This is a genomic window from Kaistia soli DSM 19436, assembly GCF_900129325.1.
GTDB lineage: Bacteria > Pseudomonadota > Alphaproteobacteria > Rhizobiales > Kaistiaceae > Kaistia > Kaistia soli.
Window position 1 is genome coordinate 1,837,376 of record NZ_FQUP01000001.1, and the last position, 17,204, is coordinate 1,854,579.

General features: G+C 64.5%; 18 protein-coding genes. 8 read left to right on the top strand and 10 right to left on the bottom strand.

The window, feature by feature from the left end:
- Window positions 1-114: 114 nt before the first annotated feature.
- Window positions 115-1,026 (top strand): AraC family transcriptional regulator, encoded by a 912-nt coding sequence (locus BUB39_RS08855; protein ID WP_073052533.1) that lies wholly within the window; start codon window positions 115-117, stop codon window positions 1,024-1,026.
- Between the two features lie 20 nt (window positions 1,027-1,046).
- Here BUB39_RS08855 and BUB39_RS08860 read toward each other — a convergent pair whose 3' ends face one another.
- The 4 genes from BUB39_RS08860 to BUB39_RS08875 all read right to left on the bottom strand — a co-directional run bounded on the left by BUB39_RS08860 (window position 1,047) and on the right by BUB39_RS08875 (window position 5,146).
- Window positions 1,047-1,844, bottom strand: coding sequence for a class I SAM-dependent methyltransferase (locus BUB39_RS08860; RefSeq protein WP_073052534.1), 798 nt, complete (start codon window positions 1,842-1,844; stop codon window positions 1,047-1,049).
- A 176-nt stretch (window positions 1,845-2,020) separates the two neighbouring features.
- Window positions 2,021-2,965 carry a GGDEF domain-containing protein gene (locus tag BUB39_RS08865; RefSeq protein ID WP_175561787.1) on the bottom strand — a complete coding sequence of 315 codons (945 nt, stop codon included), beginning with the start codon at window positions 2,963-2,965 and terminating at the stop codon, window positions 2,021-2,023.
- Between the two features lie 184 nt (window positions 2,966-3,149).
- A complete protein-coding gene (locus tag BUB39_RS08870; RefSeq protein WP_073052536.1) occupies window positions 3,150-3,860 on the bottom strand; it encodes a hypothetical protein in 711 nt (236 codons plus the stop codon).
- A 68-nt stretch (window positions 3,861-3,928) separates the two neighbouring features.
- Complete coding sequence (locus BUB39_RS08875) at window positions 3,929-5,146, bottom strand: NADP-dependent isocitrate dehydrogenase (RefSeq protein WP_073052537.1); 1,218 nt, start codon at window positions 5,144-5,146, stop codon at window positions 3,929-3,931.
- Between the two features lie 265 nt (window positions 5,147-5,411).
- Here BUB39_RS08875 and BUB39_RS08880 point away from each other — a divergent pair, with 265 nt between their 5' ends.
- On the top strand, window positions 5,412-5,654 hold the full coding sequence (locus tag BUB39_RS08880; RefSeq protein ID WP_073052538.1) for a hypothetical protein: 243 nt from the start codon (window positions 5,412-5,414) through the stop codon (window positions 5,652-5,654).
- Between the two features lie 15 nt (window positions 5,655-5,669).
- Here the strand turns inward: BUB39_RS08880 and BUB39_RS08885 are convergent, their stop codons facing one another.
- On the bottom strand, window positions 5,670-6,227 hold the full coding sequence (locus tag BUB39_RS08885) for an HdeD family acid-resistance protein (protein WP_073052539.1): 558 nt from the start codon (window positions 6,225-6,227) through the stop codon (window positions 5,670-5,672).
- Between the two features lie 195 nt (window positions 6,228-6,422).
- Between BUB39_RS08885 and BUB39_RS08890 the strand changes: the two genes are divergently transcribed.
- The 3 genes from BUB39_RS08890 to BUB39_RS08900 all read left to right on the top strand — a co-directional run bounded on the left by BUB39_RS08890 (window position 6,423) and on the right by BUB39_RS08900 (window position 9,346).
- Entirely contained in the window at window positions 6,423-7,250 is an 828-nt protein-coding gene (locus BUB39_RS08890; protein WP_073052540.1) for an RNA methyltransferase, read from the top strand.
- Window positions 7,247-8,047, top strand: a complete 801-nt coding sequence (gene murI / locus BUB39_RS08895; protein ID WP_073052541.1) for a glutamate racemase — start codon at window positions 7,247-7,249, stop codon at window positions 8,045-8,047. The genes BUB39_RS08890 and murI overlap by 4 nt, the downstream gene beginning before the upstream one ends.
- Window positions 8,048-8,128: 81 nt before the next feature.
- Entirely contained in the window at window positions 8,129-9,346 is a 1,218-nt protein-coding gene (locus BUB39_RS08900; RefSeq protein ID WP_175561788.1) for a glycosyltransferase family 87 protein, read from the top strand.
- Here BUB39_RS08900 and BUB39_RS08905 read toward each other — a convergent pair.
- From BUB39_RS08905 to BUB39_RS08920, 4 genes are all read right to left on the bottom strand, one after another.
- Window positions 9,291-9,719: a GtrA family protein gene (locus tag BUB39_RS08905; protein WP_073052895.1), complete on the bottom strand. Its 429-nt coding sequence runs from the start codon at window positions 9,717-9,719 to the stop codon at window positions 9,291-9,293. The two genes, BUB39_RS08900 and BUB39_RS08905, sit on opposite strands and share 56 nt — an antisense overlap.
- Before the next feature lie 11 nt (window positions 9,720-9,730).
- Entirely contained in the window at window positions 9,731-10,582 is an 852-nt protein-coding gene (locus BUB39_RS08910; RefSeq protein WP_073052543.1) for a ChbG/HpnK family deacetylase, read from the bottom strand.
- Window positions 10,579-11,550 carry a glycosyltransferase family 2 protein gene (locus BUB39_RS08915; protein ID WP_073052544.1) on the bottom strand — a complete coding sequence of 324 codons (972 nt, stop codon included), beginning with the start codon at window positions 11,548-11,550 and terminating at the stop codon, window positions 10,579-10,581. Before BUB39_RS08915 ends, BUB39_RS08910 begins: the two co-directional genes overlap by 4 nt.
- Before the next feature lie 87 nt (window positions 11,551-11,637).
- Complete coding sequence (locus BUB39_RS08920) at window positions 11,638-12,672, bottom strand: LLM class flavin-dependent oxidoreductase (protein WP_073052545.1); 1,035 nt, start codon at window positions 12,670-12,672, stop codon at window positions 11,638-11,640.
- Window positions 12,673-12,874: 202 nt separating this feature from the next.
- On the opposite strand from BUB39_RS08920, the gene BUB39_RS08925 reads away from it, so the two are divergent.
- The 3 genes from BUB39_RS08925 (at window position 12,875) to BUB39_RS08935 (ending at window position 15,918) form a co-directional block, all read left to right on the top strand.
- Window positions 12,875-14,083, top strand: coding sequence for a transglycosylase SLT domain-containing protein (locus tag BUB39_RS08925; protein WP_084527038.1), 1,209 nt, complete (start codon window positions 12,875-12,877; stop codon window positions 14,081-14,083).
- Between the two features lie 199 nt (window positions 14,084-14,282).
- Window positions 14,283-14,900: a 30S ribosomal protein S4 gene (gene rpsD / locus BUB39_RS08930; RefSeq protein ID WP_073052896.1), complete on the top strand. Its 618-nt coding sequence runs from the start codon at window positions 14,283-14,285 to the stop codon at window positions 14,898-14,900.
- A gap of 121 nt (window positions 14,901-15,021) precedes the next feature.
- A complete protein-coding gene (locus BUB39_RS08935) occupies window positions 15,022-15,918 on the top strand; it encodes a DMT family transporter (RefSeq protein WP_073052897.1) in 897 nt (298 codons plus the stop codon).
- Window positions 15,919-15,961: 43 nt separating this feature from the next.
- Here the strand turns inward: BUB39_RS08935 and BUB39_RS08940 are convergent, their stop codons facing one another.
- Window positions 15,962-17,014 (bottom strand): NAD(P)-dependent alcohol dehydrogenase, encoded by a 1,053-nt coding sequence (locus BUB39_RS08940; protein WP_073052547.1) that lies wholly within the window; start codon window positions 17,012-17,014, stop codon window positions 15,962-15,964.
- Between the last annotated feature and the right edge of the window lie 190 nt (window positions 17,015-17,204).

Sequence of the window (17,204 nt, forward strand, 5' to 3'; positions counted from 1 at the left end):
GGCCGCGCTCGCGTTAGCCAAATGCTGGCGCCTTCTTGCCTGATCCTCTCAGAGTGACGATCTTGGTTGCGCGCGGCGTTGCCTGTCGCCGCGCTACGCGCGATAGGGGTTCTCATGGATCAGATCGACGAACTGCGTGACATTCTGCGGCGTAACGCGGTCGTCGGACGCGCCGAGACGGCCATCCCGAGTCTGCGGCTGCTCCGGGCGGAAGCCGCGACCTTGCCGGCCCCGTCCTTCTATCAGCCGGTGCTCTGCATCGCCGCCCAGGGCTCGAAGCGGCTGATGGTGGGCGGCCAAGCCGTCATCTATGATCCGTCCCGTTTTCTGCTGGTCGCCGTCGACATGCCGGTCATGGCCTGCATCGTCGACGCAACCCCTGCGTCGCCCTATCTCTGCGCGACGCTCCGGCTCGACCGCCTCGCGATCGTCGAAGTCCTGGCGGGGCTGCCGCTAGCGGACGAAGCAATCGACCAGGGCGTTGGCATGGCCATCGGGCCGCTCGGTGCCGATTTGCTCGATCCTGTCCTCCGCCTCGTTCGGCTCGTCGAACGTCCCGCAGACGCCGCTGTCCTGGCGCCGCTCGCCGAGCGAGAAATCCTTTATCGCCTGCTGACGAGTCCGGCGGGTAGCGTGCTCCGGCAGATGGTGGCTCAGAACAGCCGGCTCGCGCGGGTCGACCGCGCCATCGATTGGATCAAGACCCACTTCAACCAGCCGATGCGCATTGATGGTCTGGCGGAGATCGCCGGCATGAGCCCCGCTTCGCTGCATCGCCATTTCAAGGCCGTCACCGCGATGAGCCCGCTGCAATTTCAGAAGCAAATCCGCCTGCTTGAGGCGCGGCGGCGGCTGGTCGCCGAAAATCTCGACGCGGGCATGATCGGCTTTTCGGTCGGCTACGAGAGTCAGTCGCAGTTCAGCCGCGAATATGCGCGTCTGTTTGGCGCGCCGCCGTCGCGCGACGCCGCCCGGCTGCGCGGCCTCGCGGCCGTCGATCCGGAACGGATTGGCGCTCCGATCTAGTCGGCCCGAAGTGGACGGTCTCAGGCGGCCTTGCGGCTGATGAAGAGCCCGCTCTCCTTGCGGGATTCGAGCACGCCGCCACCTGCCGCGAAGGCTGAGGCAACAGCGTCCCGAAATTCCTTCATCTGGCTCTCGCTCGCCCTGTCGCCTGGCGGGAACGATGTCATCGCCAGGATGAGATCTTCCGGCTCGGTGATGCGCATGTGAGCCGGATGCACTGACGTCGCGACATTGCCGAACTGCGCCCGCAACAGCCGTTCGGCGGTTTCGAAGCCGAATACGGCCGCGACCGGCTCGGACGGCGCACCGCCGAGCCGCATCGTCAACTCATAGACTTCTCGGAGATTGTCGACGCCGTTGGTCGTCACCGCCAGAAAGCCGCCTGGGCGAAGCACGCGGTGAAATTCAGCAATCGCAGTCGCCGGGTCGCCAACATGATAGAGCATGTGCATGGCAATGACTCCGTCGAAGCAGGCATCCTCAAAGGGGAGGGCCGCGGCATCCGCCTCGCATCCCTCCAGCTCTTCGAAAGCCAGTTCGCGACAACGGTCGACGGCTTCACCAACCATGCCGGCCGACAGGTCGGCAAGTGTCAGCCTAAGCCCGTCCGGAACGGACGACGCGGTCGCGGCCCAGAACCAGGCGGGTCCGCAGCCGATATCGAGAAGCCGTGCGCCCGGCTCGATCGGCAACTGCGCCGCGACCCATTCGAACCACGGCGTCTCGGCGAGCGTGTATTCGGAGTTGAGCCGCGCCCGGGCGGCCAGCTTGCGGCTATCGCCATATTGCTCGGCATTGCCGGAAGAGAGTGACGACATTCGTGGTTCCTGATCTTCATCGGTGGCGAGGCAACCATAGCTGAGCGCAGAGGCTGGCGCATCGCGGCGATCGGGGAGTGCGGGGTGACGCTCAAGCGCTCCTATGATGAGCCGAACACTGCCTTGGCGGGTTGACCACGTGGACTGTGTCGCGAGCGTCGTGCGCCAGAACGCCTTCAGCCGCGATCGGCCGTGTTCGTTTCATCCGGCGCGCTGAAATGCACCAGGCGGATTGCGATCGGCCCGCCGCCTGCCTTGGCCTCATACATGAGGTCATCGGCCTGATTGAGCAGATGATCGAGGTTTCGCGGGGCATCCATGACGGCGACGCCCATCGACAGGCCGATATTGAGCACGCTGTCGCCCAGGACGATCGGCTGGCAAAGGGCTTCGGCGAGGTCTTCGAACCGCTCCTGTTTCGGCAGATCCGAGTCCGGGACGTGGAACAGGATCGCGAATTCGTCGCCGCCGAGCCGACCGACTTGGCCGTTGCCGCGGATAGCCTCGCCAAGCCGTTGTCCGACGATGCGAAGCACCGCATCTCCGACCGCATGGCCCTGCTGATCATTGATCGCCTTGAAGCCGTTGAGGTCGATATAGGCCAGCCCGATCGCTTCGGTGGGAGACTTCGTTTCGATCGCGCGCGCCAGCAGCCCTTCAAAACCGGCCCGATTGGCCACCTGGGTCAGTGAGTCCGTATGAGCGGCCTGCCGGATTGCGTTCTCAAGCGCCTTCCGATCGGTGTTGTCGACGATGATCTCGATATCGACGCTGGCCCCGCCGACGACGCAGCGATGCGCACTGATCAGCGTCGGGACGATGTGGCCCGAGGTGTGTCGGAGATCAACCTCTTCGAGTTCATAGAAGCCGACGGTCGCTAGCTGGTGCATGCGGCGCATCCTCGCGGGCGAATCCGGGCTGCTTGCCATGTGAAGCGAAATCGGCTGTCCTTCGATCTCCGACCACTCGCGACCGAAAAGGCGCAGATAGGCTGAGTTGACCCGGACATAGTAGGACGGCTCGTCCGTCGTCGAGATGCAGAACGCAACCGGTGAAAACTCGAACAGGGCGTACATCGCCTCGGCGAGTAGTTCCCGAGAGATCGTTGGCCCGGTCTTCAATTGCGTGGATCGCCATTCTTGTCGGCTGGGATGATCGAGGCGCGTCGCCGTGAAGTCCCACCTCGGTGAAGGAGGCAGATTTTCTGCCATTCTTCATGGCTGCCGTCGAGTTGATTGTGCTGCAATGCAGTATCGACGTAAGCGGCGCGTGCCGACGCGAGACTTTCTGCAGCCGGGAGCCGGCTCAGCGCACCCAGACCCGCAGAGGTCCGACCGACTGAAACCCAGCGGCGCGGAAAAGCGCAAGGCTCTCCCCATGCTCATAGCCGACGAGCGGGAGGTTCGGATGGCGATGCCGGGCCGCAGCGATCAGGGATGCCAAAACCGAAGCAGGGTCGGCTTCCGGGCTCATGAAGACATTGGAGATGCCGAGCACCGTGGCGTATCGGTTGAGGGCCGCGCCGCCGATCGTCACGCCGTCGCGAATGACGGCGAGGAAGGCAAGGCGGGGGTCGGCGAGGATGGCTGGCGGGAAGACGGGCCTCTCCACCGGCGCACCGGCCCAAGCCCGTTCCCAGTCGGCAAGGTCGCTCGCGGTGGCGGTCCAGCCTATGGCAAAATCACCGGGAGAGATGGCGGCGGGCGTGTCTGCCGCGAGCCAAAGCCATTCTGCCTCGAACGCCGTGGTCAGGCCGACGGAAGAGAGGTTGAGCGTCGCGAAGCTGTCCTTGATTCCGAGCGCTCCCGGCCGCCGGGCGATAAGAGCTGCAATCTCTTCCCGCTGCGGGCCGACATCTTCCGCCGTCAGCGTCACCAGATTGGGATAATAAGGCGGCGCATCGCCTGGATTGACCCAGAAGCCGGCCCCGAACCGTGTCGTCGCGCCATGCGCCCGCGAGACGGCGTCGCACCATTCGGCATTGTTGCGGGCGGCGAGGCGGGCGCGGTGCGGCATCGGTCACGTCTTCTTCAAGAGAAACGGCGCGGCCGAGCCGCGCCGTTCTGGTTAGTCTCGCGAAGTCCTTAGGCAGTCGCCATCGCCTTGGTCAGGTTGTCGCTGACCTTGTCGAGGAAGCCAGTGGTCGAGAGCCATTTCTGGTCCGGTCCGACGAGCAGCGCGAGATCTTTCGTCATGAAGCCGGATTCGACGGTATCGACGCAGACCTTCTCCAGCGTGGCCGAGAACTTGGCGAGTTCGACATTATCGTCGAGCTTGGCGCGATGGGAAAGGCCGCGAGTCCAAGCGAAGATCGAAGCGATGGAGTTGGTCGACGTCTCCTTGCCCTTCTGATGTTCGCGATAGTGCCGCGTCACGGTGCCATGTGCCGCTTCGGCCTCGACGGTCTTGCCGTCGGGGGTGAGCAGCACCGAGGTCATAAGGCCCAGCGAGCCGAAGCCCTGCGCGACCGTGTCGGACTGCACGTCGCCGTCATAGTTCTTGCATGCCCAGACATAGCCGCCGGACCACTTCAGCGCCGAAGCGACCATGTCGTCGATCAGGCGATGCTCGTAGGTGATTCCGGCTTCCTTGAAGGCGCTGGCGAATTCGTTCTCATAGACCTCCTGGAACAGGTCCTTGAAGCGGCCATCATAGGCCTTGAGGATCGTGTTCTTGGTCGAGAGATAAACCGGATATTTGCGCAGCAGGCCGTAGTTCAGCGAGGCGCGCGCGAATTCGCGGATCGACTCGTCGAGATTGTACATGGCCATCGCGACGCCGGCGCCGGGGAAGTTGAAGACTTCCTTCTCGATGACCGTGCCGTCCTCGCCCTCAAACTTGACCGTCAGGCGGCCCTTGCCGGGAATCTTGAAGTCGGTTGCCTTGTACTGGTCGCCGAAAGCGTGACGGCCGACGATGATCGGCTGCGTCCAGCCGGGAACGAGGCGGGGCACGTTCTGGCAGATGATCGGCTCGCGGAAGATGACGCCGCCAAGGATGTTGCGGATGGTGCCGTTCGGCGACTTCCACATTTCCTTGAGGTTGAATTCCTTAACGCGCGCTTCGTCCGGCGTGATGGTGGCGCATTTGACGCCGACGCCGACCTTCTTGATGGCCTCGGCGGCCTCGATGGTCACCTTGTCATTCGTTGCGTCGCGATGCTCGATGCCGAGATCGAAATACTGCAGATCGAGATCGAGATAGGGGTGGATCAGCTTGTCCTTGATGGCCTGCCAGATGATCCGGGTCATCTCGTCGCCGTCGAGCTCGACGACAGGATTGGCTACCTTGATCTTCGCCATGGAATGACTGCCTCGCCTTCGTTGGAATGCCCTCGCGGCGGAGGAGGCCGGCGCGATCGGGGCTTTGAGAGAAGCGTTGCTATAGCATCGCGTCCCCCTGCCGAAAAGGCGCGCGGCGGGTGTAAGAGCCGGCTGGAGAGGTGGTCGTCGCCGATTCGCCGCAATCGTTAACGGGGACGGGAACCCGGACGCACCAACGTCGTTTCCCTGCAGCCGACGCGCGCAGGCGCGTTATCGGTTGATGCGGGTAAGGCGAGGGGCCGTCATGTCGGATCTTCACGAAACGCTTCAGACGCTGCTGCTGCGCGGCGCGATTCTTGTCCTGTTCGGGCTGATCGCTTGGGCCGGATCGGTTGTGGCCATCGGCCTTGCCGTCGGCGCCGCGCGGGCCATGGTCTCGTTGCCCGCGCTTGACTGGGCGAATGAGAACGCGGCCATCCTGGCCCTGTTCCTGACGACATTCGGCTACGCGATGTTGCTCGTCCGCCCGGTAGCGAACGAGCATTGATGAGCGCTCGTCGCGTCAGGCGATGCGCTTTGCCGCGAGGCCGAGAGCGATATAGCTCCAGCCCGTGAACAGCAGCGAAATGCCTGCCAGCGTGCCCGGCACCCACAGCCCTGAGAAGGGCTGGTTGGTGAGGATCATGATACCGGCGAGCAGCGCGATAATGCCGGCCGCAAGGATCCAGCCCCAGCCGTCATGCGGACGGAGGCGCAGGCCGAGGATGATCTGAAACACGCCCTTGGCGATGAATACGCCTGCGATAACGAGCGTCAGCGCGACCGAGCCGGTTGCCGGCGACATATAGATCGCGATTCCGCCGAGCAGCATCACGATGCCGATGATCAATTGCCAGAGGAAGCCCGTCCAACTCTGCACGCTGAAGGACTGCCAGATCTGGAAAATGCCGGCGACCGCGAGCACAAGCGAGAGGAAAATGCCCACGGCGATCGACGAGACCAGTGGCATCGCGATCGCGAAGAACCCGCCGATCAAAAACACGATGCCCAGCACCAGGAACCATCCCCATTTGCGCTGTACGGTGGATGAAATGCTGGTGACGGTAATGCTTGATGCCATGGCGCGACTCCCCCTTGTGATGAGGTGATTTTGAACCAAGCGGTGTATGAGTACAACATGATCGCGAGGTTGCAGCCTTGACCTGCCCCAAACCGGATGACGCAGGCGGGCGCAGGGTGTTTCCGGACTCTTGATGTGCTGGCAACCAGCGGGATGATGCGCTAGGACCGGAGCTTCCGCAGCCCGAGCCTTCTGATGACCAACCCGCAAGACCGACTTCTCGCCGACGGCCCCGCCGTCATCCTGGTCGAGCCCCAACTCGGCGAGAACATCGGCACCGCAGCCCGTGCCATGGCGAATTTCGGCCTGCGTGATCTCCGCATCGTAAAGCCGCGCGATGGCTGGCCAAACGAAAGCGCGCGTCGCGCGGCGAGCCGGGCCGATCATGTGTTCGACCGGATCCGTGTGTTCGAGTCCGTCGAGGCGGCGATCGCCGATATCGGCTATCTAATCGCCACGACTGCGCGTTCGCGCGAGATCGTCAAGACCGTGCGTGGTCCGGCTTCGGCGGCGACAATCCTGCGAGGCCATGCGGTGGCCGGCACGCCTATCGGCATACTTTTCGGGCGCGAGCGCATCGGTCTTACGAATGAGGAGATCTCGCTCGCCGACGAGATCGTGACGCTGCCGGTCGATCCCGAATTCGCCTCGCTCAACATCGCGCAGGCCGTTTTGATCCTTGGGTACGAGTGGCGGCGGAGCGGCCTTGCCTCGGAAGAGGAGGGTCTGCGCTTCCAGACGCCCAATCCAAGTCGGCCGGCGACCAAGGAAGAGCTGGTCGGGCTGTTCGAGCATCTCGAAGGCGCCCTCGAGGCGGTGACATTCTTCCGCCCGGCCGAGAAGAAGCCGGTCGTGGTGCAGACGCTGCGCGCCATGCTCGCCAAGGCCTCGTTCACCGAGCAGGATATCCGGACGCTGCGCGGCGTGATCGCGGCGCTTGAGAATCGGCCGACGCGGCCGCGACGACGCGCCGATGGCAGCCTGACGACGAGCCGCGCGGATCTCGGGGAGGGCGAGGCATGAGCGTCCGCCTTCTCGTCTTCGATTCAGGGATCGGCGGTCTGTCCGTGCTCTCGGAAATCCGGCGACGCGTCCCAGAGGCGGACATCGTCTATGTCGCTGACGATCTGGCCTTTCCCTATGGCGACTGGGAGGAGGCGCCGCTTCGCGATCACATCGTCGCGCTGGTTGGCCGCCTGATCGAGCGGTTTTCGCCGCATGCCGTCGTCGTTGCGTGCAACACGGCTGCGACATTGGTGCTGCCGGCGCTGCGGGCGGCCCATTCGATCCCTTTTGTCGGCACCGTGCCGGCGATCAAGCCGGCCGCCGAGCGGACGAGAAGCGGCGTGGTCGGCGTGCTGGCAACGCCCGGCACGATGCGGCGCGATTATACGCGCGCGTTGATCCGCTCCTTTGCCCAGAACTGCCATGTTCGCCTCGTCGGGTCGTATGAGCTGGCGCCGCTCGCCGAAAGCGTGATGCGAGGCGAGGCGGTGGGCGACGACGCGATCCTCGCCGAGATCGCGCCCGCTTTCATCGAGGTGGAGGGCCGGCGCACCGATGCAGTCGTGCTCGCCTGCACGCATTATCCGTTCCTGCTCGATCGCTTCGTGCGCATCGCGCCCTGGCCGGTCGCGTGGATCGATCCGGCGGAGGCGATCGCCCGTCGCGTGGTCTCGCTGCTCGGGCTCGACGAGACGCCGAGCATGATCGGCGTTCCCGGTGTCGCCTATCTTTCTTCCGGCGGTCCATGGCCGGTGCCGTTGCAGCCGTTGCTGGCGAACTTCGGGTTGTCGCCGAAGGACGGTGGCGCCTTGTGACATCGTCGGCGGCCGGACGCCCTTGTGGGGCCTCGATGCGCAGCCTATTTTGCCGGCCTTCAATCGCGGCGGATGCAATTCATGACCACCTCTGTGACGGCTGCCGGTTCGCGGCGGTATCCCGCGCCGGCTGACGCTCCCGCACGCTGGGTTTTAACGATCGGCGCCGTGGGCCTCGTCCTCTATGCGCTGTTCAACCTCGTCATCTTCGTGCTGGTTTATCTCAATCCCGAGGCGCGCAGCGTCGTGCCGGTCTATCGCATCGGCTCGCTCGGATGGTGGGCGGGACAGGATATCTTCGGAGAGGGCACCGCTGGCTTCATCTATCTGCCAAGCTTCGCCGTCCTCTATACGCCGTTCGCTCTTCTCGGCCCTCAGTTTGGCGACATCGCTTGGCGCGCGGTCTCGGCAGCGCTGCTGGCCTACGGGATCGCGGAGGTCTTCCGCGTCGTGCTGCCGCGTTTCGACACGAAGACGCGCTGGCTGATCGTCGGCACCGCGCTCTTGATCGCGCTTCCGGGCGCCGCGAATTCGCTGCGCAACGGCCAGGCGACCAACATCCTCTATGGGCTGATGCTGCTGGCGACCGTTCATGTGATCGAGAGGCGCTGGTGGAGCGGCGCGATCCTGCTCGGCCTCGCCTTCGCGCTGAAGCCGCTGGCGATCGTCTACATCCTGCTGGTTGCGGCGCTGCAGCCGAAGATCATCCCGAAGCTGATCGTGGCGCTGGTCGTTCTGATGGCGCTGCCGCTCGTCAATCCGGACCCAGCACGCGCATTCGAACTCTACAGGCTTGGCATCCACAAGGTGCTGATGTCCGGGGCGCCCGAGGCGGGGCGCTGGTCTGACATCACGGGCCTTCTCGGCCGGTTTGGTATCGTTGCGCCGGAGGGTCTGTTGACCGTGGCGCGCGTGATAACGGCTGGTCTGACGCTGGCGCTCGGCTTTGTCGCGCTCCGCCGCAACGGCCTCGTGCGCGGCATGATCAATCTCTACGCGCTCTCAGTCGTCTATCTGATGCTGATGAGCCCGCGCACTGAAGCGCAGACCTATCTGATGCTTTCAGCGACTTTGGCCATCGGCTCGGTGATCGGCTGGCATGTCGATGGCGAGCGGAAGGTGCCGACGCTCTTCATCGTGATCGCCGTGGCGCTCGCGGCCGGCGGACTTGGCACGGCGATGCTGAGGGCAACCGATCTCTGGTGGGATCCGCTACTCTGCCTCGTTTACCTGCCGTTCCTCGTCAGGGACTGCCTGACGGTCCGGCCGGGTGAACCTTCGGCCGATGTCGGAAGGTGAAGAAGCGATAGCCTGAATAGGACGCGATCGTGGAGATCGCCGTCGCGATCACCAGCGCAACGAACGGCAGGGTCTGCGGCCGCACGATCAGAATCGCGGCATAGACGCCGTAATTGATCACCGATGAGATCGAGGCTACGGCCGCATAGCGGGCGAACTCCCGAAGCCGGGGCCGGCCCGGCATCGGGAAGGTCCACGTACGGTTGATCAGCCAGCCGACGATCATCGCCGTGAAAATGGCGAAGGGTCGGGCGACCAGCGGTCCGAGGCCAAAATGCAGCAGCAGCTGCAGCATCGCGGCATCGACTGCAAAGGCGCTGAAGCCCGCGACGGCGAAATGAACGATATGCCGGACCCGCGGATCGGCGAGCATGCGCCGGACCATCATTGCCACCAAAGGACACGGCCAGCCGCATCACGGCGGCAGGGCCAAAGCCATGCGTTGATGTCGCGCCGATCAAGAAGCGTTGCCAGTTCATCCTCCCGTCGGTCTGTAAGGTCGTCCCGTGCCTGCAGCGTCGCATCGACATGGCCGGGATGGCACATCGCGAGGTGCCGTGGCCCGGCGGCGCGGCGCGCGATGTCGAGTTCGCTGCCGTAAGGCGTTGCACGGTCAAAGGCGGAAAAACCGGAAAAGCCGTCATTGGTGGGCAGGCCGGCGCGCGCCAGATCTGCTGCGAGGCCACGCGCATGGAAGGCGACGCCGGCAGCCTTCACGGCAAAAGCGCGACGAACCAGAATGCGTGCCAGATGGTCGCCGGGATTACGGACCAGCGGCTTCCGGTCCGGATAGCGGGCGACCAGGGCCGCGATCAGCGCCCGGCGCACCGGGGGGAAGATATGCACGTGATGATGACCATCGACGAAGTCAGGCGCCATGCCGGTCGCTTCCTCGAAGCTGTCGAGCTGGCGGCCGATCTCGGCCGCAATCTCGCTGGCAGCAACGCCCACCTTGCCGTGCAGGAACGGGGAAATGCCTGGAAATATGCCCGTCGGCGCGAGTACCGGCATGGCCTCAAGTGGGCTGCCGGCGGTGAGGTTCAGATGCAGCCCGATGGCAACCCTCTCCCGGCGGGCGAGGAGGGCCGGTGCCAGCGCCAGCCATTCAGGCCAGTTGGTCATCGCCGCGGTCGCCGATAGGCGTCCGGCGCCGATCAGGTCCAGGATGCCACGCGATACGCCTTCTGAAATTCCATAATCATCCGCCGACAGGACGATACGCCGCGCGCCGCTCATGATGTCCGGTCGCCGGCGTGGCGTTTCTGATGGGGTTCGGTGACGCCGATTTCCTCGCCGATGAGGAACAGCGGCCGCCGCTTCACCTCCTCATAGATGCGCGCGACATATTCGCCGAGCACGCCGAGTGAGATGAGCTGAACGCCGGAGAAGAACATGATCGACACGATCAGCGAGGGGAAGCCGGGCTGGTCGGTGCCAGAGACGAGCGTCCTGATCAGGAAGACCAGCGCATAGAGCATGGCGCAGGCCGAGACGACGAGGCCGAGATAGGACCAAACCTTCAAAGGAATGGTCGAGAACGACACCAGCCCGTCGACTGCAAAACCGAGCAGGCGGGTGAAGTTCCAACTCGATTGTCCCGCGACCCGCCCGCCGACGGCGAAGGGGATCGTCGTGTGCTCAAAGCCGATCCAGGCATAGAGACCTTTGGAGAAGCGCGTGCGTTCTCCGAGACGGTTCATGGCGTCGACGGCCTTGCGGTCGAGCAGCAGGAAATCGACGGCACCGCGCGGGAGGCGGGGGGCGGCGATGAGGCGGAAGAGCGCGTGGAAGCTGCGCGAGTAAAGCCTGCGCAACGCGCCTTCTTCCGCCATGCCTTCGCGCGAGCCGAGCACGACCTTGAAGCCGGCGCGCCAACGCTCGAGGAAGGCCGGCAGCATTTCGGGCGGATGCTGGGCGTCGCCATCCATCAGGATGACGGCATCGCCGTCGGCATAATGGAGGCCGGCAGCGATCGCGGTCTCCTTGCCGAAATTCCGGCTGAGCGAAATTGCGGTGAAGCGCGGATCGCTTTCGTTGAGGTCGCGAAGGCGCACCAGCGTCGCATCGACCGACCCGTCATTGACGAAGAGGACCGTCCAATCGACGCCAAGGCTTTCGAGGACGGGCGTCAGGCGGCCGACGAAGAGCGGCAGGCCCTCCGCCTCGTTGTAGACCGGAACGACAATCGTGATTCGGTCAGCCATTCTGCGTACCCCGGCACCGCGTGACCGGCCGAACTCCTCAAGGGGGCTGGCCGAAACGGGCGCAACCTAGCAGGATCGCTCCGAATGTCATCCAGCAGCGAGAAGCTGCTCGCCCGCGGCCGAAGCGGCGCGTGCTTCCGCCACGATCTCGAAGGAGCGGATGCGGTCAGCGTGGTCATAGAAGTCTGACGTTATGATCAGCTCATCGGCGCCGGTTTCTTCCAGGAAGGATTCGAGCCGGGCGCTGACGGTCGCCGGTCCGCCGATGGCGGCGACGCCGAGATGCGAGGCGACATAGGCCTCCTCGCGTTCGTCCCACAGCCCCTCCATGCTCTCGACAGGCGGTAGTAGGACAGTTGGCTTGCCGCGCACGAGATTGACCAGCCTCTGGAACTGCGTCGTCGCCAGGAATTGCGCCTTGTCGTCGGTCTCGGCTGCGATCACCGGCAGGCCGACCATGATGTAGGGCTTGTCGAGATATTCGGACGGGCGGAAATAATGCCGATGTACCTCAATCGCCTCCAGGAGCCGCTGCGGCGCAAAATGGCTGGCGAAGGCGAAGGGCAGGCCGAGAAGCGCCGAGAGCTGCGCGCTGAAGGTCGACGAGCCAAGCAGCCAGACCGGCACGTTGGAGCCCGAGCCGGGGACGGCCCGAACCTTCTGGTTCTCGCCGGCCGGCGCCAGCAGCGCCAGCAATTCCTGCACATTCTGCGGAAAGGCGTTGTCGTCATCGACGAGGTCACGGCGAAGGGCCCGCGTCGTCAGCATGTCGGTGCCCGGCGCGCGGCCAAGGCCGAGATCGATGCGGCCGGGATAAAGCGCCTCCAGCGTGCCGAACTGCTCCGCGATGACGATCGGCGCATGGTTCGGCAGCATGACGCCGCCGGAGCCGACGCGGATGCGGTTCGTCGCTCCGGCGACATGGCCGATCAGCACCGAGGTCGCCGACGATGCGATGCCCGGCATGTTGTGATGTTCGGCCAGCCAAAAGCGGTTGTAGCCGAGCCGTTCGGCATGGCGGGCGAGGTCCACCATGTTGGCGAAGGCGTCCGACGGTGTTCCACCGGCGCGGATCGGCGCGAGATCGAGAATGGAGAGCGGCGTCTGGCCGAGTTTCGGCATGGGGTGATGCTCCGGGAGGAGGATGAGAATACCCGATATGGGGTTGTTAATGCCTGTTCGGCAGGGGGCAACGCCTTGATTTTACAGGGGTGCAGCGGGGCCGCATGAGAAGGTTTTTCCAGGGGACTTCGCAGACGGTAATTATCCGGTAATATGTCGCGAGCCTAAAGGCCTTCCCGACACCGGAGAACCAACCGATCCGATGCCGTCCGTGAACGAAAAAGCCTCTGGAAAAGAGGTCGCCCGAAGTGTCGCTCGGCGTCTCGTGATCGTCAGCGCTGCGCTGGCTTCGCTGACTGTTGGCGCGGCGGCGCTTAACCGCTCGTCGGCGCCTTATCCCGATGAAAGCCAGAAGGCGCAGATTGATCGGCTGATCGTCTTCTATTCCAAGAAATACAATGTTCCGGTTTCGCTCGCCCGTGAGGTTGTCCGGTCCGAAAGCGAATATCGTCCGCTCGCCCGCAATGGTCCTTATTGGGGCCTGATGCAGATCCGCTACGACACGGCGCAGGGCATGGGCTATCGCGGCACGGCCAAGGGCTTGCTCGATGCCGAGACCAATCTCGCGTTCGGCATTGCTTATCTCGCCAATGCGTTGAAGGCCGCTGATGGCAACATGTCTCGCGGCCACATGCTTTATCGCAGGGGCTACTACTATGAGGCCCGGCGGAAGCGCGTGCTCGACGAAATGATCCTCGTCCGCGATTTCAAGCCGGTTGGCGAGGCCCCGACGCTTCTCGCCATGGCTGACGCGCAGGATGGCACGGGCGCCCTTTGGAGTGGCGATGCCGTGTCCGGTCCGGCGACCTCGGCTTCCGCCGCGATCGCGGAGGCCGTCGCGGCACCGATCCCGCGCGAGAAGCCCGTTATCGAGACTGTGGTCGCCGAGGCTGTCCCGGCGCCGATGCCGGCGCCAAAGCTTGCAGCCGCGCCGACTGGCGCGTCGCCGGCTGTTGCGCATCCGACGGTTGTCTATGCTTCGGTGCTGCCTTTTGCCAAGTCACAGCCTTTGGCCAAGCCGCTCTCGCCGACGCCGATCGTCGCGCCGGGCCTTACGCCCGATTCGCCTGAGGCTGACGAACCGGCCGTGACCGCCAAGGCCGATGATGCCGTACCGGTACCGCGTCCGAAGCCGGCAGTGGCCGTTGCGGTAGCGCCGGCGGAGGCGATTGAATCGCCGAAGTCGAAGCTTGAGATCGCGCTTCTCGCCGCCGCCGCGAAGAAGGGCGCTGAACTTGCCGCCGCAAGGGGTAGCGCCAATCCGGCGATCGTGACGGCTACCGACGCCAAGCCAGTGGTGATCGCTTCGACGGCCCTGCGCGGCAATGAAACCGCCGCGGCGCCTATGCGCGTCGCCGCGCGCCATGAGGCGGTGCCGGTGCCACGCGCCCGGCCGGTCGTCTCCGAGTAATGAGCGGTCTTCCGGCCGTTGCCGGATTTGACAGGGTGGTCCTTCTTCGCTAAAGACCCCCTCATTCGCGGGTCCTTCGGGCCCGCGTCTCATTTTCACGCACCCGTGGAGAAGGCAGACCATCGCCTTGTCCTGTCGGTCCGCCACAAGCGGGCAGAGGAGGGCGCGTGTCCCTGAACTCTGATGCATGGGATATGCGATGTCGAAGCGTGCTTCGTCCAAACACAAGATTGACCGTCGCCTTGGCGAAAACCTCTGGGGCCGTCCGAAGTCTCCGGTCAACAAGCGCGAATACGGCCCCGGCCAGCATGGCCAGCGCCGCAAGGGCAAGGTTTCCGACTATGGCACACAGCTGCGCGCCAAGCAGAAGCTGAAGGGCTACTACGGCAACGTCTCCGAGAAGCAGTTCCGGAAGATCTATGCCGAGGCGACGCGCCGCAAGGGCGACTCGTCCGAGAGCCTGATCGGCCTGCTCGAGAGCCGGCTCGACGCGGTGGTCTACCGCGCCAAGTTCGTGCCGACCGTGTTCGCCTCGCGCCAGTTCATTTCGCACGGCCACATCAAGGTCAATGGACGCCGCGTCACAATCGCCAGCTACAGCGTCAAGGTCGGCGACCTCATCGAGGTCAAGGATTCGTCGAAGCAGCTCGCGATCGTCCTCGAGGCGACGCAGCTCGCCGAGCGCGACGTGCCTGACTATATCGAAGTCGACCATAACAAGATGACCGCGAAGTTCGCGCGCGTTCCCGGCCTCGCCGATGTGCCCTATCCGGTGCACATGGAACCGAACCTCGTCGTCGAGTTCTATTCGCGCTAAGCCTCGAGCTTTTCTGCCGAAGACTTTGGAGGCCGCCCGCGAGGGCGGCCTTCTTCGTTTTCGGGTGTCCTCCTGCGCGGAAAGCGCTATGGAGGCGCTCCGTATCGGCGAGGACCTTCGCATGACTCGTTCGTCCTCGACCGCGACCACGGCTCGGCTGGATCTCATCGCCTATGGCGCGGTGGTCGTCACGATCGTTACCTGGGCCTCAGCCTTTGCCGCGATCCGCGTCGGGCTGCATCATCTGACGCCGGTGCAGCTGGCCGCCGCGCGCTATTGCGCCGCCGCCGTGCCTGCCGTGCTTTACCTCGTCATCGCCCGCCCGCCGCTGCCGTCGAAGCGCGATCTGCTGCGGCTGGCCGTGATCGGGCCGCTGTTCATCGCGGTCTACGCCGTGCTGCTCAACACCGGCGAGAAGACCGTGCCGGCCGGGCCCGCTTCTTTCATCCTGCAGATCAATCCGGTGCTCGTCGCGCTGCTGGCGATGCCGCTGCTTGGCGAGCGATTCGGTCTGTCCGGCTGGATTGGAACCGCCCTGTCATTTCTCGGCGTGGGATTGATTGCCTTCGGCCACAGCGATCATTTCACGCTTGATCCCGGCGCGCTGCTCATCGTCGGCTCGGCCTTCTGCACCTCAATCTCGACGCTGCTGCAGAAGCCGCTTCTCGGGCGCATGCCTGCGCTGACCGTGACGGCGTGGATTCTGTTCATCGGCGCCCTCCCGGTCGCCCCGGCCCTGCCGTCGGCAATTCGGGCGCTGGCCGATGCGCCGGTTGATGTGGTGCTGTCGGTGGCCTATCTGGCCATCCTGCCGACGGTGGTCGGCTATCTCACTTGGGCGATCGCGCTGAAGCGCTTCTCCGCTGGCCGCGCGTCGAATTTTCTCTATCTGATCGCGCCGACGGCAACTCTGGTCGGCTTCCTGTGGCTAGGGGAGGTACCGACGTTGCTGTCGCTCGTTGGCGGCCTGATGGCGATCGGCGGCGTGTTGATCGTGAATGTGATGCGGTCGCGCTAAAGGCCGGCGCGGAGGACACGTGCCGGCCTTCAGTTGCGGTTGATCAGGCGGCCGGAAGTGTCGCCATGTCGATGACGAAGCGATACTTCACGTCGCTCTTCAACATCCGCTCATAGGCGGTGTTGATCTGGTCGATCGAGATCATCTCGATATCGGAGGTGATACCGTGCTCGGCGCAGAAATCGAGCATCTCCTGCGTTTCCGGAAGGCCGCCAATTCCCGAGCCGGCCAAGCTGTGCCGTCCGCCGAGCAGGCTGAACGCTGCGATCGGCTGCGGGTTTTCCGGCGCGCCGACGAGGCAGAGGGTGCCGTCCCGGCGCAACAGATTCAGATAGGCGTTGATATTGTGATCGGCAGAGACGCAGTCGAGGATGAAGTCGAACTTGCCGGCCCACGGCTTCAGGGCATCGGGATCACGCGTCACGACGACCTCATGCGCGCCGAGACGCTCGCCATCGGCGCGCTTGCTCTCCGACGTCGTGAACAGCACGACATGGGCGCCGAAAGCGCGCGCGAACTTGACGCCCATGTGGCCGAGACCGCCAAGGCCGACGACGCCAACCGTCTGGCCGGGTCCGACCTTCCAGTGGCGGAGCGGCGAATAGGTCGTGATGCCGGCGCAGAGCAGCGGCGCCACGGCGGCAAGGTCCAGGTTTGTCGGGATCTTGAGCGCGAAGTAGTCGTCGACCACGATGGCCTTGGAATAGCCGCCATAGGTCATCTTGCCGGTGTGCTTGTCCGGGCTGTTGTAAGTGCCGGTAGCGCCGGGAATGCAGTACTGCTCGAGACCGACGGCGCAGTTCTCACAGGTGCGGCAGGAATCGACCAGGCAGCCGACGCCGGCAAGGTCACCCTCCTTGAACTTCGTCACGGCACTGCCGACGCGGCTGACACGGCCGACGACCTCATGGCCGGTGATCGTCGGATAGACGCTGTTGTGCCATTCGTTGCGGTTGGTGTGCAGGTCGGAATGGCAGACGCCGCAATAGAGGATCTCGATTTCGATATCGGTCGGACCGGGATCGCGGCGCTCGAACGTATAGGGGGCGAGTGGCGCGTCGGCCGACTGCGCGGCATAGCCTGTGCAGATGAACATCTGTGGCTCCGTGGCGATCTTGGAAATGATGGGGCTGAACGCCGGGCAGGGGGCACCGGCGCAGGTGTTCAGGATAGGCCGACAATGCCGCGCTGCACAAGTCGCCGGACTGGATTCCCGCCCCGAAAGCCAATCGCCTTGCATGCGCGGGGTGTTCGCGGCAAAGAGGTCTCCCGCGCGAGCGCCGGAG